The 25,367-nt window shown below is 67.1% G+C and carries 20 protein-coding genes; 17 read left to right on the top strand and 3 right to left on the bottom strand.

Annotated elements, in window-relative coordinates:
* Position 1: 1 nt before the first annotated feature.
* Positions 2–1,705, bottom strand: coding sequence for a GspE/PulE family protein (locus O0880_RS09480; RefSeq protein ID WP_071323181.1), 1,704 nt, complete (start codon positions 1,703–1,705; stop codon positions 2–4).
* A gap of 205 nt (positions 1,706–1,910) precedes the next feature.
* On the opposite strand from O0880_RS09480, the gene O0880_RS09475 reads away from it, so the two are divergent.
* The 17 genes from O0880_RS09475 to O0880_RS09395 all read left to right on the top strand — a co-directional run bounded on the left by O0880_RS09475 (position 1,911) and on the right by O0880_RS09395 (position 23,482).
* A complete protein-coding gene (locus O0880_RS09475; RefSeq protein WP_071323180.1) occupies positions 1,911–2,639 on the top strand; it encodes an ABC transporter ATP-binding protein in 729 nt (242 codons plus the stop codon).
* Entirely contained in the window at positions 2,636–4,555 is a 1,920-nt protein-coding gene (locus O0880_RS09470) for an AAA family ATPase (RefSeq protein WP_289886162.1), read from the top strand. Before O0880_RS09475 ends, O0880_RS09470 begins: the two co-directional genes overlap by 4 nt.
* A 122-nt stretch (positions 4,556–4,677) precedes the next feature.
* Positions 4,678–6,657 carry a secretin N-terminal domain-containing protein gene (locus O0880_RS09465; protein ID WP_289886161.1) on the top strand — a complete coding sequence of 660 codons (1,980 nt, stop codon included), beginning with the start codon at positions 4,678–4,680 and terminating at the stop codon, positions 6,655–6,657.
* Positions 6,654–8,138: a tetratricopeptide repeat protein gene (locus tag O0880_RS09460; protein ID WP_289886160.1), complete on the top strand. Its 1,485-nt coding sequence runs from the start codon at positions 6,654–6,656 to the stop codon at positions 8,136–8,138. Before O0880_RS09465 ends, O0880_RS09460 begins: the two co-directional genes overlap by 4 nt.
* 7 nt (positions 8,139–8,145) lie before the next feature.
* Entirely contained in the window at positions 8,146–9,849 is a 1,704-nt protein-coding gene (locus tag O0880_RS09455; RefSeq protein ID WP_289886158.1) for an ATPase, T2SS/T4P/T4SS family, read from the top strand.
* Positions 9,849–11,054, top strand: coding sequence for a type II secretion system F family protein (locus O0880_RS09450; protein ID WP_071323177.1), 1,206 nt, complete (start codon positions 9,849–9,851; stop codon positions 11,052–11,054). The genes O0880_RS09455 and O0880_RS09450 overlap by 1 nt, the downstream gene beginning before the upstream one ends.
* 7 nt (positions 11,055–11,061) lie before the next feature.
* Positions 11,062–12,633, top strand: coding sequence for a hypothetical protein (locus tag O0880_RS09445; protein ID WP_289886157.1), 1,572 nt, complete (start codon positions 11,062–11,064; stop codon positions 12,631–12,633).
* Positions 12,630–13,313 (top strand): hypothetical protein, encoded by a 684-nt coding sequence (locus O0880_RS09440; RefSeq protein ID WP_289886156.1) that lies wholly within the window; start codon positions 12,630–12,632, stop codon positions 13,311–13,313. Before O0880_RS09445 ends, O0880_RS09440 begins: the two co-directional genes overlap by 4 nt.
* Positions 13,310–13,732 (top strand): hypothetical protein, encoded by a 423-nt coding sequence (locus tag O0880_RS09435; protein ID WP_289886155.1) that lies wholly within the window; start codon positions 13,310–13,312, stop codon positions 13,730–13,732. Before O0880_RS09440 ends, O0880_RS09435 begins: the two co-directional genes overlap by 4 nt.
* A complete protein-coding gene (locus tag O0880_RS09430) occupies positions 13,729–14,454 on the top strand; it encodes a hypothetical protein (RefSeq protein ID WP_289886154.1) in 726 nt (241 codons plus the stop codon). Before O0880_RS09435 ends, O0880_RS09430 begins: the two co-directional genes overlap by 4 nt.
* Entirely contained in the window at positions 14,451–15,164 is a 714-nt protein-coding gene (locus O0880_RS09425; RefSeq protein ID WP_289886153.1) for a type II secretion system protein, read from the top strand. The genes O0880_RS09430 and O0880_RS09425 overlap by 4 nt, the downstream gene beginning before the upstream one ends.
* Positions 15,164–15,937 (top strand): ABC transporter permease subunit, encoded by a 774-nt coding sequence (locus O0880_RS09420; protein ID WP_289886152.1) that lies wholly within the window; start codon positions 15,164–15,166, stop codon positions 15,935–15,937. Before O0880_RS09425 ends, O0880_RS09420 begins: the two co-directional genes overlap by 1 nt.
* On the top strand, positions 15,937–16,671 hold the full coding sequence (locus tag O0880_RS09415) for a hypothetical protein (RefSeq protein WP_289886151.1): 735 nt from the start codon (positions 15,937–15,939) through the stop codon (positions 16,669–16,671). Before O0880_RS09420 ends, O0880_RS09415 begins: the two co-directional genes overlap by 1 nt.
* Positions 16,672–16,775: 104 nt before the next feature.
* Positions 16,776–17,348, top strand: coding sequence for a prepilin-type N-terminal cleavage/methylation domain-containing protein (locus O0880_RS09410; RefSeq protein WP_289886150.1), 573 nt, complete (start codon positions 16,776–16,778; stop codon positions 17,346–17,348).
* A 93-nt stretch (positions 17,349–17,441) separates the two neighbouring features.
* Entirely contained in the window at positions 17,442–17,807 is a 366-nt protein-coding gene (locus O0880_RS09405; RefSeq protein WP_071323169.1) for a NirD/YgiW/YdeI family stress tolerance protein, read from the top strand.
* Positions 17,808–18,023: 216 nt separating this feature from the next.
* A complete protein-coding gene (locus O0880_RS09400; protein ID WP_289886149.1) occupies positions 18,024–22,562 on the top strand; it encodes a PAS domain-containing protein in 4,539 nt (1,512 codons plus the stop codon).
* Positions 22,559–23,482, top strand: a complete 924-nt coding sequence (locus O0880_RS09395; RefSeq protein ID WP_289886148.1) for a diguanylate cyclase — start codon at positions 22,559–22,561, stop codon at positions 23,480–23,482. Before O0880_RS09400 ends, O0880_RS09395 begins: the two co-directional genes overlap by 4 nt.
* Before the next feature lie 15 nt (positions 23,483–23,497).
* On the opposite strand, the gene O0880_RS09390 is transcribed toward O0880_RS09395, so the two are convergent.
* Both O0880_RS09390 and O0880_RS09385 read right to left on the bottom strand, forming a co-directional pair.
* Positions 23,498–23,809: a DUF3325 domain-containing protein gene (locus O0880_RS09390; protein ID WP_289886147.1), complete on the bottom strand. Its 312-nt coding sequence runs from the start codon at positions 23,807–23,809 to the stop codon at positions 23,498–23,500.
* Positions 23,802–25,364, bottom strand: coding sequence for a PepSY-associated TM helix domain-containing protein (locus O0880_RS09385; protein WP_289886146.1), 1,563 nt, complete (start codon positions 25,362–25,364; stop codon positions 23,802–23,804). Before O0880_RS09385 ends, O0880_RS09390 begins: the two co-directional genes overlap by 8 nt.
* Between the last annotated feature and the right edge of the window lie 3 nt (positions 25,365–25,367).

Below are 25,367 nucleotides of genomic sequence, written 5' to 3'. Positions count from 1 at the left end.
GTCAATCCTCGCTCTGGTTGCTGATGCGCATCGCTTCAAGCACCGTCGTGCGGCCCTGCACCACCAGCTGCACGGCGTGGCGGCGCAGGGTCTCGCCCGCCATCTGCGCCGATGCCACCTTCATGAAATGCGACGGATCGGCATGGTTGGCCGCGTCGGCCACGGCGCGCGTGATTTCCAGCAATTCGTAGACGCCCGTGCGGCCCCGGTAACCCATGCCATTGCAATGCGAGCAGCCCTTGCCGTGGAAATACTGGTTGCGCTCGACCAGCTCGCCCAGTTCCAGGCGCAGCCATTCGTATTCGTTGGGCGTGGGCGCGTACGGCGTGCTGCAGCTTTCGCAGATCACGCGCACCAGGCGCTGCGCCAGCACGGCTTGCAGCGAACTGCCCACCATGTAGCGGGGCACGCCCATGTCCATCAGGCGCAGCGGCGTGCTGATGGCGTCGTTCGTATGCAGGGTCGACAGCACCAGGTGGCCCGTCATGGCGGCGCGCAAGCCGATTTGCGCCGTTTCCTGGTCGCGCATCTCGCCGACGAGCACGATGTCGGGATCCTGGCGCAGGGCCGAGCGCAGAACGCGGGCGAAGTTCAGCTCGATCTTGTCGTTCACTTGCACCTGGTTAATGCCGGGCAAGCGGTATTCGACGGGATCTTCCACCGTGATCAGCTTTTTTTCCACCGAATTGAGTTCGGCCAGCGCGCAGTACAGGGTCGTCGTCTTGCCGCTGCCGGTGGGGCCCGTCACCAGCACGAGGCCGTTCGGCCGGTGCACGATGGCGCGGAACCGGTCCACCAATGCGGGCGGCATGCCGATGGCGTCCAGGCGCAGGGTCGTGCCGCCCTGGTTCAGCAGCCGCATCACCACCGATTCGCCGTACTGGGTCGGCATGGTCGAGATACGCACGTCGATGCGCTGGTTCTTCACGCGGATGGCGAAGCGGCCATCCTGCGGCAGGCGTTTCTCGGAAATATCGAGGTCCGACATCAGTTTCAGGCGCAGCGCCAGCGAACTGGCGATCTTGCTGTCGGCCTCCGTCTGCAGATGCAGCACGCCGTCGATGCGGAAGCGGATCTGCAGCCGGCCCTCCTGCGGCTCGATATGGATGTCCGAGGCGCGCACCTGCGTGGCATCCTCGAACACGGATTGCAGCAGCTTGACGATGGGCGCCTCTTCCAGGCCCGGATTGACGGCCAGCGCGCCAAAGTCGACGGAGACGTCGCCCAGGTCCTGCTCCAGCTCGCGCGTCAGGGTGGAAATATCCTCGGTGCGGCGGTAAATGCGGTCGATGGCGGCCAGCACTTCCGTCTCGTTGACCACAGCCAGTTCGATATGGCGCTTGACCAGGCGCGCGATCTCGTCGTACGCGAACAGGTCGGTCGGATCGGACATACCGACCAGCAAGCCCTCGCGGCGGTCTTCCAGCACCAGCGCGCGGAAGCGCCGCGCCTGGGTTTCCGGCAACAGCCGCACCAGTTCGGGATTGATGTTGAAAAACTTCAGATTGATGTAGGGAATGTCGAGCTGGCGCGCCAGCGCGCCCGAAATCTGCTCTTCCGTGACAAAGCCGTGCTCGACGAAGACGCGCCCCAGCTTGCGCCCCGAACGCTTCTGTTCCGTCAAGGCCTGGCCCAACTGTTGTTCCGTCAGCAATTTCTGCTGCACCAAAATTTCACCGAGCCGGACTTTCTCTGGCCTTGCCATGCTTGCTCCTCGACAGATTCGACAGACGATGCACGCCAACGGCGTGCGCTGGTATTTTATTCCAGAACCTGTTGTTTCTTAAAGAAAATACATTCCATCGTTTGATATTTGCGCATTTCCGCAGACGACAAGGAAACACTTGCCGGGCGCCGGAACGCATGGCAATAATGGCGGTCGTTCACCGTCCCCAACCACCATTGCCCCTATGAACGCCTGCGCCATCGAGTACCACAACGTGCACAAGCAGCTGGCCGGCAATGCCGTCCTGCGCGGCGTCGACCTCGACATACGCGCCGGAGAGCTGTTCGGCCTGGTGGGCGTGAATGGCGCTGGCAAGACCACCCTGCTCAAATGCCTGCTCGATTTCTGCACGCCCGACCTGGGCAGCATCGCCATCTTTGGCCAGCCGCACCGGCACAGCGCAGCGCGCCAGCCCATCTCCTTCCTGCCGGAACGCTTCCAGGCGCCGCATTACCTGACGGGCGGCGATTTCCTGCGCTATCTGTTGCGTTTGCACAAAGTGCGCTACGACGAGGGAGCCGTGCAAGCGGCCATCGCCGCGCTCGACCTGGCGCCGTCCGCCCTGAGCCGGCCCGCGCGCGACTATTCGAAAGGCATGATGCAGAAACTGGGACTGGCTGCCTGTTTATTGTCAGGCAAGCCGCAGCTGGTGCTCGATGAACCGATGAGCGGACTCGACCCGAAGGCGCGCGCCCTGTTCAAGCAGGCGCTGCGGCAACTGCGGGCACAGGGCCGCGGCGCCCTGCTCACCTCGCATGCGCTGGCCGATATCGACGAACTGTGCGACCGCATGGCCATCCTGCATGAAGGCCGCATGTTGTTTACGGGTACGCCGGCCGAATGCCGCGCGCGCCACGGCGGCGCGGCCGATGCCAGCCTCGAGCAGGCGTTCCTGAACTGCATCGCCGCATGAAGCCCGCAAGGTCGCCGCACGGCATGTACCTGGCCCATTTCGGCTTGCGCACGGCCCCGTTCGGCATCACGCCCGATCCCGCCTTCTTTTATCCAGGCAATACCCGGGGCGAGCTGCTGGCCGCGCTGCTGTACGCCGTCACGCAAGGCGAAGGCATCATCAAGCTGACGGGCGAAGTGGGCAGCGGCAAGACCATGCTGTGCCGCATGCTGGCCGAGCGGTTGCCGGCGCCGGTCGATGTGCTGTACCTGCTCAACCCCAGCCTGGAAGCGGACGAGGTCATGCACGCCATCGCCGCCGAGCTGGGGCTCGACACGACCGGCCATGGCGCCGATGCCGTGCTGCGCGCCCTGCACGGCGAACTGATCGCCAGGCATGCGGCGGGCTGCCAGGTGGTGCTGCTGGCCGAAGAGGCGCAAGCGATGCCGGTGGCCACCCTGGAAGCGCTGCGCCTGCTGACGAACCTGGAAACGGCCAGTCACAAGCTGCTGCAAATCGTGCTGTTTGGCCAGCCGGAACTGGAGCACACGCTGGCCCTGCCGCAGCTGCGGCAATTGAAGGAACGCATCACGCACAGCTTTACCGTGCCGCGCCTGCCGCCCTCCCTGTTGGGCGACTACCTGGCATGCCGGCTGGCGGCCGCCGGCCGCGCCACGCCGCTCGTCTTCACGCCGCAGGCGCTGCGGCGACTGGCCCGCGCGTCGCAGGGAATCGTGCGCAGGATCAACATCCTCGCCGACAAGGCCTTGCTGGCCGCGTACGCCGACGATGCGCAGCAAGTGGCGGCGCGCCACCTGCGCCTGGCGATCGCCGACAGCCCGTTCGGCACGCTCGGCCCCGCGCCATGGCATGCCGGCACGCTGCTGGCGCGCGCCTTGATCGCCGTCATGCTGCTGCTGGCCGGAGCATTGCTGTGGCAATGGCTGGCGCCGTTGGCGGCAAGCACCCCTGCCCCTGCGTCGATGGCACGGCCGGCAGCGGATACAGGCACAGGCGCTACAGGCACAGGCGCGCCTGCGACGGCGGCAGTGCGCACGGATGGACAAGCGCCCGCACCGCCGCCAACACCGGCGCCGACAGGTGTGCCGGCAAACGTGGCAGCTGGCAGCATGCCAGGCACACGGGCGGACAGGGCGCCAGGCACATCGGATACAGCACATACACCGGGCGCCGCATTCGCATTAATATCGGCGCCGGCCACCGCCGCAGCATCGGTACCGGCACCAGCATCAGCACCAGCACTGGCGTCAATGCCGCCATCGGCGCCGCCCGTCAGGCCGGCCAGCGCGCCAGCATCGACATCGGTATCGGCATCGGCATCGGCGGCGCCACTGCTGGCAACAGCCAGTGCGCCGGCCGGAGCAGCCAGCAGCAGGCCGTCACGCAGCGAAGCACGCGCCCAGGGCAGCCCAGGGCCAACGTCGCCCGCACAGCGGCCGGCACCCACGCCGCTGCTCGACAGCAGCCTGGCCGCATCGCGCGCATGGCTGGCGCGGCAAGAACCGCAGCAGCTGGTGCTGCATGTCGCCAGCATGCCAGCCAGCGACGCGGCGACGGCGGAAGCATTCCTGCAACAAGCGCAACAAGCCATCGGCCTGCGCGACATCCACGTCTTTCGCCTGCGCGCCAAGGTGCCCGACGCGCCCGACGCCACGCTTGCCGCGGCACAGGCAGATCTGCATGCCGGTGCGCGTGCCACTGCCAAAACCAGCGCCCATACGCGCGCCAATGCGGCCAAGGACACGCCGGCAAGCGCCGCTTGGCGATTGGCCATCGTCTATGGCAGCTTCGCCGACCGCGCCAGCGCACAGGCCGTGTGGGCGAGATTGACGACTACCTCACCACAGAAACCATTACTCAGCAACATCGACAGTATCCGCAAAGAAATGATATCCATTTCCCAGGAAAAACCCTGACGTGGTGGTTACCAACTTTATTTGTTCATATTCCCTCCCGGGGCTGCACACACGATTGCTTTTAGAGGATCATGGTGGTTAAAATTGCAAAAGCACAACACGACTCCAAGGGCGAACTTTTCATGACTCAACACCCTATTCCTGTGCTGGCCTCTTGCGTCACCGTTGCCTGCTGCGCCATGCTGGCCGGCTGTGCTTCGCATCAAATGCCCGTATCGCCCGGACATATCAATGAAGCACCGCGCCCCGCCGGCGCCATTCCCGAACCCGTACAGCAAAGCAGCGTGCTGGCCGCGCCACTGCCGGCCGCCAAGGCCGAAACCTACAGCGTCACCGTGCACAAGGTACCCGTGCAGTCGCTGCTGTTCGCGCTGGCGCGCGACGCCGGCATGAATATCGACATCCACCCGCAGATCGACGGCAGCGTAACCCTCAACGCGCTGAACCAGACCCTGCCGCAACTGCTCGCGCGTATCAGCAAGCAAGTCGATATGCGCTACGAAATCGATGGCAAGAACCTGCTGGTGCTGCCCGACGCGCCCGTCTGGCGCAACTACAAGATCGATTATGTCAACATGGCGCGCAGCACCAACAGCAGCGTCAATATCGCCACGCAGATTTCCACGGCCGGCGGCGGCACGAATAACGTAAACAATCCGAATGGCGGCAACCAGGGCGGCAGCAACGGCAATAACAATTCGACTACCCTGGTGGTGAATCGTTCAGAAAATAATTTCTGGTACAGCCTGGAAAGGAATATCCGCGACTTGCTGCGCGAAACCACGCTTAACGATATACAAGTCGATCCGCTGGCGCAGCTGAACCAGCAACTGACGACGATGCAAGGCCAGCAGGGCCAACAGGGCCAGAACCAGGGCGGCAACCAGCCTGTGCCGGGCCAGTATGGCGGGCAATATGGCGGCCAGTACGGCAATCAGCCCGGCAACCAGCTCCCGCAGCAGAATGGCGGCCAGTATGTGCAAGGCCAGGCAACGCCGGGCCAGCAGCAGGCCAACCCCGGCGCGAACCAGGCCCAGCCCACGGATGCGAACGGCATGCCGCTCCTGAAACTGGCCAACAAGGGCAGCCCGTCGTCGGTGGTGGTCAATGTCGAGGGCGGCTTGATCGCCGTGCGGGCCACGGGCCGCCAGCATGAGAAAATCGCCGAATTCCTCGACGTCGTGCTGCACAGCGCCAAGCGGCAAGTACTGATCGAGGCGACCATCATCGAGGTACGCCTGAGCAACGAATACCAGCAAGGCATCAACTGGTCGCGCCTGACGGGCAGCCTGAGCCTGACCCAGAAGCAAGTGGGCACTACCCCGCTCAGTAGTGGCGTCGTGCCCGGTACCACGCCCGGCCTCTTCGTGCTCAATTATCTGAAAGACAGTTTTACCACCACCATCCAGCTGCTGGAATCGTTCGGCAAGGTGAAAGTGCTGTCCAGCCCGAAGATCAGCGTGCTGAACAATCAGACGGCGATGCTGAAGGTGGTCGACAACAATGTCTTTTTCACCATCAAGGTGACGCCGGCCGTGATCAGCTCGACCGGCACCATCACCACGCCGGCCACCTATGAATCGAAGCTGGAAACCGTGCCCGTGGGCTTCGTCATGAGCGTCACGCCGCAGATTTCCGACAGCGATGAAGTGACCTTGAACGTGCGCCCCACCATCACGCGCATCGTCGGCTATGTGCAGGATCCGAATCCGGCCCTGGCCACGGCCAGCGTGGTCAGCCGCGTGCCCGTGATCCAGGCGCGCGAGCTGGAATCGATCATGAAGGTGGGCAATGGGCAGATCGCCGTGATGGGCGGCCTCATGCAGGATTCCATCGACAATGCCAAGGATGGCGTGCCTGGCCTGTCCAGCCTGCCCGTGGTGGGCAACTTGTTTACCTATCGTAACGAAGCAAGCAGCAAGACGGAGCTGGTGATCTTCATGCGCCCCGTGGTGGTCAAGGATGCCAGCATCGACGGCGATTACCGCGACTACCGCTACCTGCTGCCGGGCCAGGCGCCGCTGAACACCCAGCCGTATTCGGATGGGCAGCCCGCTGCGGCCGTCCAGCCGCAGGCCCGCCTGCAGGGAGATGTCCCATGAGCTTGCTCATGCAGGCGCTGAAGAAAGCCGAACGCGCCAAGCAGAACAGCCTGCACGAGGACGAACTGGAAAAGCCGTCCGAAGCGTACGACCAGGTGCTGGCACTGGCGCCAGCCGATGCCGCGCCATTGCGGCCGGCGCCAGCCGCCGCGCCGCCGGCGGCGCCGTCAAGCACCCTGAGCCTGGAACCGCTGGCCGATGCGCCGGCGCCTTCAGCGGGACCGGCGCCGGGACCGGGACCGACACCGACGCCAACACCCGCGCCGCCGGCCACGCCCCAAGCTGACCCCAGCGCGGCCCAGCCGGGCGCGGCACCGCGTCCCGAGGCGCCGCGCGCGCGCAGTGAAGCGCCGCCGGCCCGGCCACGCCCCGCGGCCGGCGCCAGCCGCAGCAAGACGCCGCCACGCGGCCCCATCAGCGTCGATCCGGCCACCGTGCGCCTGGCCGTGCTGCTGGCCATCCTGCTGCTGGTGGCCGGTTCCATGGCTTACTGGTACTGGCGCGCCAGCAACAGTCCTGGCGCGGGCGCCAACCTGCCCGGCGTGCCCATGCCGCTGACGGACGCTCCGGGCAGCACCGGCGCCGCCGGTCCCATCCTCGTCTTGCCCGGTCCAGGCGCAGCAGCGCCAGCCACCGCAGTGGCCACCGCGCCGGAATATGCGCCGCCAGAGCCGCGCCACGAGGCGCGCAGCCCGTCGGCCGCGGCGGAACAGCAAGCGCTGATACAGGCGGCGGCCCAGGCGGCCGTGGCCGCGCAGCTGGCGCAGCAGCCTCCGCCCGCACAGCCCAGCCTGCCGCCCGTGATGGCGCCGGACAACAGCCAGATCCAGGTGCTGCGCAACGCGCCCGCGCCGCAGATCCATCCCGGCGTGCAGCAGGCGTATCAGGCGCTGAACGGCGGCCAGCTGGGCACGGCCCGCCAGCAGTATGAAGCGGTGCTGCAGCAGGACGACAGCAACCGCGACGCGCTGCTGGGCCTGGCGGCCGTGGCCCAGCGCGAAAACCAGGGCGCGCAGGCGGCGGCCCTGTATGTACGTTTGCTCGAAATCAATCCCGACGATGGCGTGGCGCTGGCGGGACTGATCGGCTTGCGCCAGGGCGACGTCGTGCAGAGCGAAGCGAAATTGAAAGCCATCCTGGCCCGTTCGCCCGACAGCGGCCCCGTCTTGTTTGCACTGGGCAATGTGTACGCCAAGCAGCGCCGCTGGTCCGAGGCGCAGCAGCAATTCTTCCGCGCCTACAGCGCCGTGCCCGGCAATCCCGATTATGCCTTCAACCTGGCCGTCGGCCTGGACCGGCTGAACCAGCCGAAGCTGGCCGCCACCTATTACCAGCGCGCGCTGGTCCTGGCGCAAACGGCGCCGGCCGCCTTCGACCGCGCCGTCGTGCAGACACGCTTGCGCGAACTGGGCGGCGCACCTACGGCGGCCTCTTCCGCCGCGCCCGCCGACCCGGCCATCGTCATCATCCGTCAGGAATAAGCATTACATGGCAGAACAAGCAAAACTTCCACTGGGCAAGCTGCTGATCCAGAAAGGCGTGATCAGCGAAGACCAGCTGCGCATCGCCCTGATCGAGCAGAAACGCAGCAGCGAACCGCTGGGCAAGCTGCTCATCATGCTGGGCTTCGTCACGGAAGCCACGGTGCGCGAAGCGCTCAGCGAAAACCTCAAGCAAGTCAGCGCCGACCTGTCCAGCCTGGTGGTCGACGCCATCGCCTTGAAGCTCATCCCGAAGGACGTGGCCAAACGCTACCGCGTCTTTCCCATCGTCTACGAGCGGCAAGCCGACAATCTGATACTGGCCATGGCCGACACCAGCAACATCGTTGCGCTGGACCAGATCAGCGCCATGCTGGTCAAGGGCATCACGATTTCCACGGTGCTGGTCAACGAATCGGACATTTCGCGCGCCATCGACCAGTATTACGGTTTCGAGCTGTCGATCGACGGCATCCTGCACGAGATCGAGACGGGCGAAGTCAATTACCAGAGCATGGCCTCGCCTTCGGACGAGTACAGCCAGCCCATGGTGCGCCTGATCGACGCGCTGCTGGCCGATGCCGTGCAAAACAGCGCGTCCGACATCCATTTCGAACCGGAACAGTCGTTCCTGCGCATCCGCTACCGCATCGACGGCATCCTGCGGCAAATCCGCAGCCTGCACAAATCGTACTGGCCGGCCATGGCCGTGCGCCTGAAGGTGATGTCGAACATGAATATCGCCGAGGCGCGCGCGCCGCAGGATGGACGCATCAGCATCAAGTTTTCCGGGCGGCAAATCGATTTCCGTGCCTCGGCGCAACCGACCACGCATGGCGAAAACTTCGTGCTGCGCGTGCTGGACCGGCAAAAAGGCATCGTCCCGCTCGACGCGCTGGGCCTGGCCGAAACGGAACTGAACCTGCTCAAACTGATGATCGCCCGCCCCGACGGCGTCATCCTCGTGACGGGGCCGACGGGCAGCGGCAAGACCACCACCCTGTATTCGATACTCAACCATATCAATACGGAAAGCGTCAACATCATGACCCTGGAAGACCCGGTCGAGTATCCGATGAACATGATACGCCAGACCTCGGTCAACGATTCCGTCAAGCTGGGCTTTGCCGACGGCATCCGCTCGATGATGCGGCAAGACCCGGACATCATCCTGGTCGGCGAGATCCGCGACCGCGAAACGGCGGAAATGGCCTTTGCCGCCGCCATGACGGGGCACCAGGTGTATTCCACCCTGCATACGAGCTCAGCCATTGGCTCCGTCTCGCGCCTGCTCGACATCGGCATCCTGCCCGACATCATGGCCGGCAACATCATCGGCATCGTGGCGCAGCGCCTGGTGCGCCGCTTGTGTCCGCATTGCAAGGAAACGGCGATCGCCGACGACGTCGAGCGCCGCCTGCTGGGCCTGGCGTCCGAAGCGCCGCCGGTGAACATCTGCCGCGCCGCCGGCTGCGAGCGCTGCGCGCACCAGGGCTACAAGGGACGGCTGGCCATCATGGAAATCCTCAAGATGACGGCCGATCTCGATGAATTGACGGCGCGCCGCGCCAGCTTGCGCGAACTCAAGGCCGCCGCGCGCGCGGCCGGCTTCAAGGCCCTCGTCGACGACGGCATGCGCCGCGTGCGCGAAGGCGTGACGACGCTCGAGGAAGTCGCCCGCGTCGTCGACCTGACGGATAGGCTCAGCTGATGGCGCAATATGTCTACCGCGCCATGGATGCCGCCGGCGAGATGATTCCCGGCAGCATGGAGGCGGCCAATGTGCCGGACCTGGAGGCGCGCCTGCACCGCATGCAGCTCGACTTGATCGACTGCAAGATCACGGGCCAGTATCTGGTGTTGCTGGGCAAGCGGGTCATCCACCGCCGCGACCTGATCAATTTCTGTTTCCACATGGAACAGTTGACGGGCGCGGGCGTGCCCATCCTCGAAGGCTTGAACGACTTGCGCGAAAGCACGGATCACCCGCGCCTGCGCGAAGTCGTCACGGACCTGATCGAGAGCATCGAAGGCGGTCTGCCCCTGTCGGGCGCGCTGGCCCAGCATGGCGACATCTTCGACGCCACGTTTACCAGCCTGATCCTTGCGGGAGAACAGAGCGGCAAGATCGCCGATGTCTTCAAGAACCTGTCGGAAAGCCTGAAGTGGCAGGATGAGCTGGCTTCGCAGACGCGCAAGATCGTCATGTATCCGGTCGTCGTCGCCGTGGTCGTGTGCGCCGTGACGTTTTTCCTGATGATTTACCTGGTGCCCCAGCTGACGGCCTTCATCCGCAACATGGGCGGCGAACTGCCGCTGCACACGCGCGTGTTGATTGCCGTGTCGAATGTGTTCATCGATTACTGGTATGTGCTGCTGGCCTTGCCCCTGCTGCTGTTCTTCGGCCTGCGCGCGGCGATCCGCCGCAGCGAGGCGGCCCGCTATGCCTGGGATGGCTTGAAACTGCGGCTGTGGCTGGTCGGCCCCGTGCTGCACAAGATCATCCTGGCCCGCTTCGCCACGTTTTTCGCGCTGATGTATGCGTCCGGCATCACCATCCTCGAATGCATCCGTTTGTCCGAAGGCATCGCCGGCAACCAGGTGGTGGCCGCCGGCCTGCGCCGCGCCGCCCGGCTGATCAGCGAAGGTCATGGCGTGACGGCGGCCTTCCAGCACACGGGCATCTTCCCTCCGCTGGTGATCCGCATGCTGAAGGTGGGTGAAGCGACGGGTTCGCTCGACACGGCCTTGCGCAATGTCAGTTATTTCTACAACCGCGAAGTGAAGGAATTGATAGAAAAAGTGCAAGCCATGATCGAGCCGACGATGACGGTGATCCTGGGCCTGCTGCTGGGCTGGATCATGCTCTCGGTGCTCGGTCCCATCTACGACACCATCAGCACTATCAAAACCTGAGGCCGCCGTGTTCCGCAAACAATTGCTCTACCTGACCAGCGAAGCCCTGTGCGCCTACGACTGGCGCAACGGCGCGCTGGGCACGGGCCAGTGCTTTCCCGCCAGCGCGGCCGGGCTGGACGGCTTTGCCGCCTGGCTGGAAGACCCGCGCGAGCAACGGCTGGACGTGCCCGCCTACCTGCTGACGGACCTGATCGAGGAAGACTTCCAGCGCCAGCTGCTGCCCCACGTGCGCGGCAAGGCGGGCCGCGCCCTGCTCGAACGGCGCAAGCAGCAGCTGCACCGCGACACGCCCTACCGGGGCAGCGCCCTGCTGGGCCGCGAAAGCACGGGCCGCCACGACGACCAGGTGCTGTTCTTTGCGCTGACCAATCCCTCGCTGCTGCAGCCGTGGACGGAAGCGCTCGAACACTTGCGCATTCCCGTGGCCGGCCTGTATTCGACCAGCCTGCTGAGTATTGCCCTGGTAAAAAAACTGGCGCTCACGCACGAACACCTGCTGCTCGTGACGCAGCAATCGGGCGGCTTGCGGCAAAGCTATTACGAGAAGGGCCAGTTGCGCTTTTCGCGCCAGACGGCGACCATCGCACTCGACGGCGTGGCCGTGAACATCGTGCTGGAAACGGAAAAAACGCGGCAATTTCTCACCAGCACGCGCATGCTGGCGCGCGGCGACGTGCTCAATACCGTCATCCTGGCGCCCGCCGCGCAGATCGCCAAGCTCGAATTGCTGTGCGACAACGGCGTCGAAGTGGCCTACCACTTCATCGACCTGCAGCTGGCCAGCGAGCGCGTGGGCTTGCGGCAAACGCCGGCCCTGGCCGACCAGTTAATGCTGACCTTGCTGGGCAAGCATCCGCCGCCCAGCCACTATCCGCCGGGTTCGCTGGCCCGCTACTACCACTTCCAGCGCGCGCGCAAGACGCTGTATGGCGCCAGCGCCCTGATCGGCACGTCGGCGGCCCTGTGGTGCGTGATCAATCTGCTCGGCGGCATCAACGATGCGGCCGGCACGCAGCGGCTGCGGCAGGAAACGGCGTCCTACCAGGAACGCTACCGCAGCACCATGGCCAACCTGCCGCCGGCGCCGGCGCAGACGCAGAACATGAAGGTGGCCGTGACGCTGGGGCGCATGATCGCCGGCCAGGCACCCGAACCGGGCAGGCTGCTGGGCATGCTGAGCGCGGCGCTGGACCAGGCGCCGCAGGTCAAGTTGGGCCAGCTGCAATGGAATGCGGGCGCGGCGCCGCTGCGCACGGCCGCCAGCCAGCAGCCGCCACCGCCCCAGCATGGCGCCGGCGCCGCGCCGCTCGGCGGCATACTGGCCGGCATTCCCGTCGCGCCGCCGCAGGCGCTGCGCCTGGAAGCGGATGTCGACATGCCGAACAACGATTACCGCGCCGCGCTGGCCGCCATCACGGCCTTCGCGCAGACCCTGGCGCGCCAGCCGGGCCTGCAGGTGGCGATCGAGGAAGCGCCGCTGGACCTGCGCTCCAGCGTGACCCTGTCCGGCAGGAGCGCCACGCCGGCGCCCGACAGCCAGGCCCGTTTCACCCTCTTGCTCGTGTGGCAGCCATGAGCGGCCCGCTCAAGCAGCCGCCGCTGCCCGGCATGAAAAAAGCCGCCGCACCCGCGCGCACCCTGCCCCTGTGGCTGGGCGAACTGGCGCTGATACGCCGCGCCCTGCTGTGCTTTACCGCGACCATGCTGGCCAGCCTGGCGCTGCTCAGCCTGAGCATCGGCTACCGCGAGCGCCAGGCCGACGAATTGGAAACGGCGCGCCACGCGCGCTCGGCGGCGGCCAGCCTGTTCAACCACGTGGAGGCGGAAAAGCAGGAAATCCGCGCCTATGAACCGCAATTCCTCGCCCTGCGCCAGCGCGGCCTGATCGGCGAGGAAAACCGCCTGGCCTGGATCGATGCCATCCGCCTGAGCCAGGAACAGCGCAAGCTGCTGCCGATCAGCTACGACATCGGCGCGCAGCAGCTGCTGCAATTGCCGTCGTCCGTGGCCACGGGCCAGTATCAATTGCGCGCCAGCAAGATGCAGCTGCATATGGATTTATTGCATGAGCTCGATCTGCTGAATTTCCTGGGCGACTTGCGCCAGGCCGGCTATTTTGCCGTGCACGACTGCATGCTCAAGCGCCATGGCGCGGGCGGCGGCGCGGCAGCCATGGCGCCCACGCTGAGCGCCGATTGCAGCCTGCTGTGGCTGACCCTGGGCAGCGCCCCCGTGCCCGCGCAGGGGCGGCCATGAAGGGCCGCGCCATCCTCTGTGCACTGCTGCTCGGCGCGGCAAGCGCCGTCCACGCCCAGGGACAGCCGCTGGGACGGTTGTTTTCCTCGCCCGAACAGCGGGCGCAGCTCGATGCCCAGCGCTACGGGCCGCCGCCCGGCGCGCCCGTCCTGGCCCCGCCGCCACCTCCGCCACCGCCGCCGCCCGCCCCGCCCGTGGAACTGAACGGGGTGGTGCAGCGCAGCAGCGGGCGCTCCACCATCTGGCTGAACCAGACGCCGCAGCAGGAGCCGCACAACCAGCTCGCACCCGGCAAGGCGGGAGCGCCGGGCAGCCTGACCCTGCGCCTGTCGAATGGCCAGCTGGTGGTGCTGAAACCGGGCCAGCGCTACGATCCGACCAGCGGCAGCGTCACGGAAGCACCCGAGGCACAGCCATGAAACCCCTGCCGCCATACGGCCGCCAGCGCGGCGCGGCATTGCTGCTGCTGGTGGCCGTGCTGGGCCTGGGCGCGGCCAGCCTGCTGATCGGCGCCTTCGGCCGCAATACGGCCGAAGCGGAGCGCCAGCTGCGCACCCTGTCCACCCTGGCGCAGGCGCGCGAGGCCCTGCTGGGCTTTGCCGCCACGCATGGCCGCCTGCCGCGTCCGGCCGCCTCCGCCCTCGATGGCCGCGAACGCCCGGCCGACTGCGCCGGCGACGCCGATTGCAGCGGTTTCCTGCCGTGGGTGGCGCTGGGCGTGGCCGGTGTCGACGCCTGGGGCAAGCTGCTGCGCTACAGCGTCACGCCGGAAATGGCGCGCGCGCCCATCGTCTCGTTTTCCGCCGTCGCCAACCGCGTCGTGCTGGGGCGCGATGGCGGCGGCCAATTCATTTACGTGGCGGGACAGGAGCAGTGCGATGTCAGCGCCCAGTGCCTGCCCGCCGTGCTGTTCTCGCAAGGCAAGGACGGCCACGGCACCTCCGGCGCCGGCGTCACGCAACGCCCTGCGGCACGCGGCGCCATCGACGCGGCCGCCAATGACGGCGCCAGCCGCAGCTTCATCTCGCGCCCCGCCAGCGGCAATGACGCCATGCCAGGCGGCGCCTTCGACGACCAATTGACCTGGATTACCGTGCCCGCCCTCTACCAACGCATGCGCGCCGCGCGCAACCTGCCATGAACGGCCCCGCCATGCACGCCCGCCAGCGGGGCTTTTCCCTGATCGAGATCGCCATCGTGCTGGTCATCGTCGGCCTGATGATAGGCGGCCTCGTCACGCCGCTGACGGTGCAGCTGGAACAGCGCAAGGTGGCCGAGACGCAAAAGGCGCTGGACGAGGCGAAGGAAGCGCTGACGGGCCATGCGCTGCGCTACGGCTACCTGCCCTGCCCCGCCATTTCCGCCATGAATGGCCTGGAAGACCGGCGCGGCACCCGCTGCACGGGCGAAAAGCGGGTCGGCTTCCTGCCCTGGGCCACCCTGGGACTGCGCCAGAGCGACAGCTGGAACCACCTGTTCCGCTACAGCGTGACGCCCGCGTTCAGCGACAGCGAGCAGCAGTTCAGCCTGGGCACGCCGCGCGACATCAGCATCGTCACGCGCAACGGCGGCGCGCTGGTGCAGGCGACGGCGCTGAACGACATTCCCGCCATGATCATGTCCCACGGCAAGAACGGCCTGGGCGCCACCAGCGAGCAGGGCCAGCGCCAGGCGCAGCCCGCGGGCCGGCACATCGACGAGCGCAGCAACGCCGCCAGCGCCAACATCTTCATCAGCCGCGCCGCCAGCGGCGCAGCGCAGGCGGGCGGCGAGTTCGACGACCTCGTCGTCTGGCTGTCGCCGAACATCCTGTTCAACCGCATGGTGGCGGCGCAAAGGCTGCCCCGCTGATGGCCATGCTCGCCCCCGCCCTCACCATCGCCCGCTACACCGTGCTCGAAGCGCTGCGCAGCCGCCTGCTGTGGCTATTCGTGCTGGCCGCCTGCGCCGGCGCCGGCCTGGCCGGCTTTTTGCAGCAACTGGCGCTGACGGAAAGCGGCGCCGTGCAGGCGGCCCTGCTGGCGGCCGTGCTGCGCCTGGCCAGCGTCTTCCTGCTGGCCGCCTTCATCGTCACCAGCATGGCGCGCGAAGCGGCCGACAAGGGCCTGGAACTGCTGCTGGCCCTGCCCATGCCGCGCTGGGCCTACCTGCTGGGCAAGCTGCTGGGCTACGCGGCGCTGGCGGCCGTGCCGGCCGTGCTGTTCGGCGCGCTGATGAGCGCGTTCGCCGCGCCCGCAGCCAGCGCCCTGTGGGCCGCCTCCCTGCTGGGAGAATTGTGGATCGTGGCCGCCTTCAGCCTGCTGTGCGCGGCCAGCCTGCAGCAGGCGCTGCCGGCGCTGGCCGCGACGGGCGGCTTTTATGTCCTGGCGCGCACGGTGGGCAGCCTGCAATTGCTGGCGCACGGCCCGCAAGCGGGTCCGTCCTGGCCGCGGCAAACGATGGCGGGCGCCGTCGACGTGCTGGCCCTGCTGCTGCCGCGCCTCGACGATTTCACGCGCACGGAATGGCTGCTGTACGCCACGGGAAGCTGGCACGCGGCGGCGCACATCGCGGCGCAGACGGCCATCTATGTCACCCTGCTGGCCAGCTGCGCCCTGTGCGACTTTTACCGCCGGAATATCTGATGAGAACCGCCCTGCGCCCCTGGTCCGGCGTGCCGCGCGCCCTGCGCTGGCTGCTGGCGGCCAGCCTGCTGCTGCAGCTGGGCTGGCAGCTGGCGCGGCAGGCGGAGCCGCCACAGGCGCGTCCCTTGCCCGCGCCGCCGCCGGCGGCCGTGGCGCGCCTGGCCAGCCTGGGCGAACCGCTGGCCATGTCGAAAGCGATGCTGCTGTACCTGCAGGCGTTCGAGGACCAGCCCGGCGTCAGCCTGGCATGGCGCGAACTCGACTACGACCGCCTGGCGGCCTGGCTGGAAACGGCGCAGGCACTCGACCCGCGCAGCCAGTACGCGCTGGTGGCCACCAGCGCCGTGTATGCAGGCGTGGCCGACCCGCGGCGCGCGCGCATCATGCTGGCGTTTGTCGCCGCCAGTTTCGCGGCCGATCCGGCGCGCCGCTGGCCCGCCATGGCGCAAGCCGTGCTGGCGGCGAAGCACCAGCTGCGCGACTTGCCGCTGGCCCTGACCTATGCGCGCCAGTTGCGCCTGCTGGCGACGGGGCCGCGCGTGCCGCCGTGGGTGCGCGAGATGGAAGCGTTCATCCTGGAAGACATGGACCAGCTCGACAGCGCGCGCCTCGTGATCGGCGGCCTGATCCAGAGCGGCCAGATCACCGACCCGCACGAGCTGGCCTTCCTCGCGCGCCGCCTCGACGAACTTGCCGGCCAAATTAGCGCAAAGAAAGCACACTCGACGCACTGACACAGCCACCGGCAACGCGACGGGAGCGCCCCCCGCGCGTGGCCATTTGCAGTAAACTGCCGATGACCTGCCCCGCAGGTCCATGCTCTTGATAAGGAAATCCCATGACTCCACGCCGCCAGCAAGGCTTTACCCTCGTCGAAATCGCCATCGTCCTGGTCATCATCGGGCTGCTGCTCGGCGGCGTGCTGAAGGGACAAGGCTTGATCGACAGCGCCAAGGTGAAGAACATCATCCAGCAGTCGAATTCGCTGACGGCCGCCGTCAACGCCTACCAGGACAAGTTCCGCGCCCTGCCCGGCGATGATATCCAGGGCACCGTGCACGTGCCCAATTCGGCCGGCAACGGCAATGGCGACGGCCAGATCGGCGACGGCCAGCCGCGCGAATTCACCCTGGCGCCGCAGCACCTGGCGCTGGGCGGCTTCATCACGGGTTCCTACAACGGCACCTCGCAATTCATGACCAGCGCCCAGGGCGGCGCCGTCTACCTGTACAACGACGAAGTGGGCGGACGGGCCGGCAACGGCATCCGTTTCGACAACCTGCCCGAAGGCTACGCGGAGCAGATCGACAGCAAACTCGACGATGGCGTGGCCAGCACGGGTTCCGTCCGGGCGAACATGCCATATGGCAATACCGGTGCTATCATTCCCCGCACCGCCGTGTTTTTCTGAGCAGGCAGTCACTATCATGCCGGGAGCCTGCGCAAGCGCAGCGCCATCCCGCCGCATGCTCCGCGCCCGTCGCGCATCACTGAAAGGAACACCATGCCACTGCACCGCACCTTGATCATTTCCCTGGCCGCCGCCGCTGCCTTGCTGGCCGGCGGCGCGCAAGCGCAATACGTGGGTCCGTCGAGCGGTCCCGAAGCGCCGAAGAACGTGGCCGCCATCCTGAAAAATCCCGTCGACGACCAGGCCGTCGTACTGCGCGGCTACCTGCTGCGCAAGGTCGGCAATGAGAAATACAGCTTCTCCGACGGCACGGCGGAAATCCGCGTGGAAATCGATGACAAGGTCTTCATGAACCGCAAGATCGACGCCAAGACCCAGGTGGAAATCCGCGGCGAAGTGGAAAAAGACTTCCTGGAAAGCCCGGAAATCGACGTCGACGTGCTGACCGTCGTGCAATAAGCCAGTTTATCCTCCCGCCGCTCCTGCGGCGGGACGCTTTCCCCACCATCGCCGCCCCCGCCCGCCCCCGCTTCTGTGTGCCCCGCGCAACCTTTTTTTACTGCCAGAAACTAGGCTTGTCAGAACAATCAATTTCGTCTAGCATCTTTTCATTCTACGTCAGCCAGCGCCAGCGTGAGCCGGCCTGTCGACTCATCCATTCTGGGAGCCTTCCGGGTGCAAGATTTGCCTTCGATACGCTCAAGAATTTCATGGCTGGTGCTCGCCTGGGGCATGCCGACGGCCCTGGTATTTATCCTGCTTGTGGCGCAAAGCTATACGCGCGAACGCGACCATGTGGTCAGCGAGACGGCGCAGGCGGCGCGCGCCGTGGCCGCCGCCGTCGAACGCGACCTGGGCGGCGCGCAGATGGCCGCGCGCATCCTGGCCAGCTCATCCGCCCTGCAGGACGGTGACACCGGCGCCCTGCGCACGCTGGCGGCAAGCCTGCTGCAGCCGGGCGTGGCCGTCAGTACCTTCATCATTTCCGACGCGGCGGGACGCCCGCTGGTCAATACCGCACTGCCGGCCGCGCAAACGCCGCCGCCCTTGCCGCCAAAATGGACCGCCAGCATGCAGCGCGCGCGCGATTACGGCAAGCCACGCCTGACCAGCTTGCTCGACGCTCCCGGCGCCGTGCCGCAACTGGCCCTGAACCTGCCGCTGCCGCGCGCGCGCGGCGGCGCCTACGTGCTCACGGCACTGTACCCGGCCGACTACCTGCCCATGCTGCTGCGCGAACTGAACTTGCCGGCCTACCTGGGCGCGGCCATCATCAACGCCGACGGCATCAACGTGGCCCGCACGCTGGCGCCGCAACGCTATGTGGGCCAGCGCAGCGCGGCACCGTTGCTCGAGCAGATACGCCAGGCGCGCGAAGGCGTGCTGCGCCATGTCACGCTCGACGGCATCGATGTCTATTCCGGCTTCCGCCGCGCGCGCGACGACGCCTGGACGGTGGCCGTCACCATGCGCACCAGCACGGTGGCCGAAGCCCTGCTGCGCTCGGTGGTCACGGGTTCGGCGATCCTGGCCTTGCTGCTGGGCGCCGCCTTCGCCCTGGCGTGGCGCATGGGCGGACGCCTGGCGCGCACCTTGCAGGAACTGACGCAGCAGATACAGACGCTGGCGCAAGGCAAACCTTTGCTACTGGGCAAACATACGGACCGCGAATCAGTCGACATGGCGGGCGCCCTGGGCGCGCTCGAACGCGACTTGCGGCGCCACCGCACGCAACTGGAAAGCCTGGTGGCCGAACGCACGCTGGCGCTCGAGAAATCCACGCGCCTGCTCGAGACCGTGTATGCGACGGCGCCCATCGGCATGCTGTTTGTCGACCGCGAACTGCACATCGTCATGATCAACCAGTACCTGGCCGCCATCAACGCGGCCAGCGTGGCGCAGCACATCGGCCGTCCCGTGGGCGCCATGCTGTTCGACCCCGTCGTGCGCGTCGAAGTCGAGCGCTGCCTGCGCCAGGTGCTGGAAACGGGGCAAGCCATCGTCGATGTCGAACTGAAAGGCCATAGCGGACAGCAACGCGAGCAGGCCAGCCACTGGATCGTTTCCTACCATCCGATCTTCGGCCAGGAACAGCAATTGCTGGGCGTGTCCGGCCTGTGGCTCGACATTACCGAACGCAAGCGCAGCGAAGCGGAATTCCGCCGTTCCAAGCACCTGTTCGGTACCATCATCGAAAACATCCCGGCCATGGTCTTCGTCAAGCGCGCCGACAAGCTGAGCTTTGAAATGGTGAACCGCCATACGGAACTGACGCTGGGCCGCTCGCGCGAGCAATTGCTGGGCAAGTCCGACCACGATTTCTTCCCGCCGCAGCAGGCGGCCGCTTTCATCAGCGCCGACCGCAAGCTGCTGGCGACGGGGCAGATGGTGGAAATCGAACAGGAAGCGATCAACACGGCCGACGGCACGACGCGCCATTTCACCACGCGCAAGGTGGTGCTGCGCGACGACGCGGGGCGCGCCAGCCACGTGCTGGGCGTGTCCATCGATGTCACGGAGCGCAAGCGCGCCAGCGAAGTGCTGCACGCCACCACCTGGCGCCTGGAACAGAGCGAACGCTTCATCCGCACCGTCACCGACAACCTGCCCGGCATGGTGTCGTACTGGGGCCACGACTTGCGCTGCCGCTTTGCCAACAAGTTCTACAACGAGTGGTTTGGCCGCAGCAGCGCCGAGCTGGCCGGCATCCACATGAGCGAGCTGCTGGGACAGGAACTGTTCGACGTGTATGCGCCCCACGTGGAAGGCGTGCTGGCGGGCCGGCCGCAAAGCTTCGAGCGCGACCTGCTCGACCCCACGGGCCAGGTGCGCCACACGTGGACCAATTACATTCCCGATTTCGACGACAGCGGCGGCGTGCGCGGCTTCTTCGTGCTGGCTTCGGACGTGTCCGAGCTCAAGCGCACGGAACTGCGCCTGCACGAATTGAACGAACAGATGGTGCGCGCGCGCGACAAGGCCGAGGCGGCCAGCATCGCGAAGAGCGAATTCGTCGCCAACATGAGCCATGAAATCCGCACGCCGATGAACGCCATCATCGGCCTGGCGCGCCTGCTGGAAGAGTCGCCGCTGGAACGGCGCGAACGCAGCTACGTCAGCAAGATCCAGATGGCCACGCAGTCGCTGCTCAATATCGTCAACGACGTGCTCGATTTTTCCAAGATCGAGGCGGGCCAGATGGTGCTCGAGCAGCGCCGCTTCCAGCTCGAGCGCATGCTGGGCAGCGTCGGCGTGCTGCTGGCCAGCAGCGCCTGGGCGCGCGGCGTGGAACCCGTGTTCGTGCTAGACCCGGGCGTGCCGGCCGAGCTGGTCGGCGACGCCTTGCGCGTGGAACAGATCCTCATCAACCTCGTCGGCAACGCCGTCAAGTTCACCAAGCAGGGCGAAGTGGTGCTGTCCATCCGCGCCGTGGCCGAGGATGCGGCCAGCGTCACGCTCGAGTTTTCCGTGCGCGACACGGGCATCGGCATCGGCGCGGCCGAGCAGGAGCATATCTTCGACGCCTTTTCGCAGGGCGACACCAGCACCAGCCGCAAGTATGGCGGCACGGGGCTGGGACTGGCCATCTGCCGGCGCATGGTGGACTTGATGGGCGGCCAGATCAGCGTCAGGAGCACGCTGGGCGAAGGTTCGGACTTCCGCTTCAGCTGCCGCTTCGAGCGCGTCGCCGCCATGGCCGCCGTGGCCGAGGCGCCGGGCAAGGCTGCCGCCAGGCCGCTGTCGCTGCTGATCATCGACGACAATGCCAGCGTGCGCGCCATGCTGGAAGCGTGGTGCGCGGCGCAGGGCTGGCACAGCCGCAGCGCCGATGGCGGCGCCGCCGGCCTGGCCCTGCTGCGCGTCCACGCCAGCGGCACGGGCGGCCTGCCGGCGGCGGACATCGTGCTGCTCGACGCGGCCATGCCCGGCATGGATGGCATTTCCATGCTGACCGAGGCGCGCGGCGACGGCGCGCTGGCGCTGCCGCCCGTGATCATGCTGGTGGCTGACCAGGATAGCGAAAACCTCGAACGCCTGGCCGACAGCCTGATGCTCGCCGGCATCGTCGCCAAGCCGGCCACGCCGGCGCGCCTGCTGGCGGCCGTGGCGGCCGTGCGCGAGGGGCGCAATGGCCGCAACGCACCGGCCGTGCTGCCCGTTTCCACTCCCCTGTCGGGCTTGCTGGCGGGCATGCGCGTGCTGCTGGTGGAAGACAATGAAATCAACCAGGAAGTGGCGCAATACATCCTGCTGCACTCGGGCGCGCGCGTGGCCGTGGCCGCCAACGGCCAGCTGGCCGTCGACGTGCTCGCGCGCACGCCGCACGCCTTCGACGTGGTGCTGATGGATTTGCAGATGCCCGTCATGAACGGCTATGAAGCGACGCTGGCCATCCGCGCGCTCGGTTTGCCGGACCTGCCCATCGTCGCCATGACGGCCAACGCCATGGACGAGGACCGTTTGCGCGCCATCGCCAGCGGCATGAATGCGCACGTGGCCAAGCCCATCGATGTCGACGAGATGATCCAGACCCTGACGCGCCTCGTGCCGGCCCGCCAGGGCAGCGCCGGCGGCGCTGGCGCTGCCCTGGACGACGCGGCCACGGGTGCGCTGGAAGTGCCGGCCACGGTGCCCGGCATCGACCTTGAAGCGGCGCTGCACCGCTTCGGCGGCGACTATGGCGCCTTCCTGGCCCTGCTCAAGCGCTTCGAGAATTCGCAAGGCGACGCCGTCGAGGAAACGCGGCGCCTGCTGGCCGATGGCCAGGGCCGGCAGGCGGCGCAGCTGCTGCACCGCGTGTGCGGCGTGGCGGCCAACCTGGGTGCGGCGGACATCGCGCGCCTCGCCGCCGAAGCGGAACAGGCGCTGAAGACGGGCAATGCGCACGCCACGGCCACTGCGCTGGCCCGGCTGGAACAGGCGATGGCCGAAGTCATCGAAGCGGCGCGCACCCTGCCCCTGCCGCGCAGCCAGCCGGCGGCTGACCTGCCCGGCGCGGCGCAGGTCGACCTGCGTGCCGGCCTGGCCGAACTGCTCGTATTGATCCGCAACAACAACCTGAAGGCGCTGGCCCGCTTCCACGCCCTGCACCCCGCCATACAACAGTCAGACCGAGAAGCCGCTCTGGCGATGGCAAATGCGATCGAGACGCTGAATTTTTCCGATGCGGAAAAGCTCGTGCTCGATCAGCTGAAACGAGAGGAAAACAAGTGAGCTGGACCAACCTTGCTATGAATGGGCGCATCCTCATCGTCGATGACGCCATGGAAAATATCCAAATCCTGCACCAGTTGCTGCGCGAGGAGCACGACGTGCTGTTCGCCCTGAGCGGCGAGAAAGCGCTGGAGATTGCGCATAAACAACTACCCGACCTGATCCTGCTCGACGCCGTCATGCCCGGCATGGATGGCTATGCCGTGTGCAATGCGCTGCGCGAATCGGCCATCCTCAGCGCCATTCCCGTCATCTTCGTCACCGCCCTGAACCAGCCCGAGGACGAGACGCGGGCGCTGGAAGCGGGCGCCGTCGATTTCATCACGAAACCGTTCAACGCGGCCGTCGTGCGCGCCCGCGTGCGCACCCAGCTGACCATCAAGCGCCAGGCCGACGCCATGCGCGAGCTGTCGCTGACGGATTCGCTGACGGGCGTGGCCAACCGGCGCAGCTTCAACGACACCATGGAAAGCGAATGGCGGCGCTGCGCCCGCGACGGCGTGGCCATGGCCCTGATCATGGCCGACATCGACCACTTCAAGGATTACAACGATACCTATGGCCACCAGGCCGGCGACCTGTGCCTGCAGCAGGTGAGCGCCGCCATGCGCCGCTGCGCCGTGCGCCCGCCCGACCTGCTGGCCCGCTACGGCGGCGAGGAATTCATCGTGCTGCTGCCGCAGGAAACGCGCGGCGGCGCCGAAGTGGTGGCCCAGCGCATCCTCGACGAAGTGCGCGCGCTGCAAATCCCGCACGCCAGGTCCAGCGTCGGCCCGCACGTCACCGTCAGCCTGGGCATGGCCAGCGTCATGCCCACGGACGGCATGGACGCCAGCGCCCTGATCCGCGCCGCCGACGCCCTGCTGTACCGCGCCAAGCACACGGGCCGCGACCGCTACTGCGCCTCCGACGCGGAGTAAGCGGGCAGCGCGTGGCTAGCGCAGCAGCCACGCGGCCCAGCGCAGGCGCCGCGGCGCCCAGCTCAGGATCAGCGCCACCGTCATGGCGCCGAAAAACAGCAGCATGCACCAGGCGATGCTGCCGAAACCGGCGCCCTCGCGCGCCACAGCCACGCCATACAGCAGGGCCAGGCCCGCATAGCCGCACAGGCGGCCACGGCTGGCGGCATGGCCGGGCATGGCGGCCGCACCGACGGCCTGCCAATGCCGCTCCTGCGACAGCGCCAGCAGGGCGAAACAGGCATGGCTGCCGGCAAACAACAGTATCCAGGCGAGCAACTCAGGCATGCGACACCTCGCGTCGGCGCGCATGCCGCTGGTGCTGGCGCAAGCGCAGCGCCGCCCATGCGGCCAGCGCCGCCGTCAGCCACAGGGCCAGGTCGAACACGGCCACCGCAGGCTGGCCGCGCGACACGGCGTGCCAGGGGAAGTCGCCCGTGCCCAGCCAGTTGAGCGGCGGCGCGGCAAAGGCCAGCACGGCGATGCAGCACGCTTGCGGCAGCCACGGCGCATCGGGCCGCCGGCGCCGGAACAGGGCGATGCCGGCCCAGATGCCGCTGGCGAGCCACGCCAGCAGGAACAGCAGCACCTCGCACAGCGCCTTGTCCGGCAAGGCGGCCGGCAGCAAGCGGTTAGCCACCAGCATGACCAGGGTCGCGGCCAGCAGTCCCGTCGTGCTGAAGCAGGCCACGGCCAGCACCAGCCGCGCACCGCGCTGGCCCGCTTTGGCATGGCGAGCCGCGCGCTTGCCGCTCCAGAGTATCAATCCGGAGGCCAGCATGACGCAGCCGGCCAGCCCGGCCGCGCAATACAGCCAGCGCAGGGGCCAGTGCTCGAACAGGGCGAAGTGCATGCCCGACAGGTAGCGCTGCAGCGCCGCGGCCGGCTTGAGCGGCACGTATTTCAGCACTCGCCCGCTGGCGCCGTCGAAATACATGGTTTGTTCGTCCAGGCTGACCCGGTCGGCGGTGGCCCGGCTCACCTCCACGTAACTGTTGTGGTTGCCCGGATGGCGCACGCGCACATAGCTGGGCTCGCCCTCGCCCCAGGCCCGGCGCGCCGTGTCGAGCATGGCGTCGATGGGCGCCATGGCCACGGCGCCGGGCTCGGGCGAGCGCTCGCGTTCGTATAGCGACAAGGCTTCGTTGAGGAAACCCTGCCGGTCGCCCGGATACAGCGCGTGCATGCCCGCCGGAAAGTAAATCGAAAACAGGATCACCAGGCCCGACAGCACGATCATGAAATGAAAGGGCAAGGCCAGCACGCCGCTGACGTTATGCAGGTCGAGGGCGCTGCGCTGCAGGGCCTTGCGCGGGCGAAAGACGAAAAAATCCTTGAAAATGCGCGCGTGGATGATCACGCCCGACACCAGCGCCGCCAGCATCGCCATGCTGGCCAGGCCCACGACCCAGTAGCCGATGCCGGCAAACGACAGGTGCAGGCGGTAATGCATGGGAAAGAAGAAGGACGTGGCGCCATAGGAGCCGGCCACGGGCAGCAAGGTGGCGCTGCGCGGATCGACATGGCGCGACAGTTCCTCGCCATCGAGCGCCTCGACCTGCAGCCGCGCCACCGGGCTGCGCGGCCCCTGCAGGAAGACCGACCATTCGGCCAGCGCCTTGCCGTGCGCCAGCGCCGCCACGGCCGGCACGATTTGCCGCTCCACCGAGACGGGACCGGGTGCGGCGGCGATGCGCGTTTCCGGCATCATCCAGCGGTCGATTTCGCGGTCAAACACGGACAGGCTGCCCATCCAGAATACGACGATCAGCACGCTGGCCGTCACCACCCCGGTCCAGGTATGCACGAGCAGCATCGACTGCCGCAATTCACGTAAGGCCATGCG

This window comes from Janthinobacterium sp. SUN118 (assembly GCF_030397695.1).
In the GTDB taxonomy this organism is placed as follows: domain Bacteria; phylum Pseudomonadota; class Gammaproteobacteria; order Burkholderiales; family Burkholderiaceae_D; genus Janthinobacterium.
Note: the sequence above shows the minus strand (reverse complement) of the source record. Positions and strands in the feature narration are given on the sequence as shown.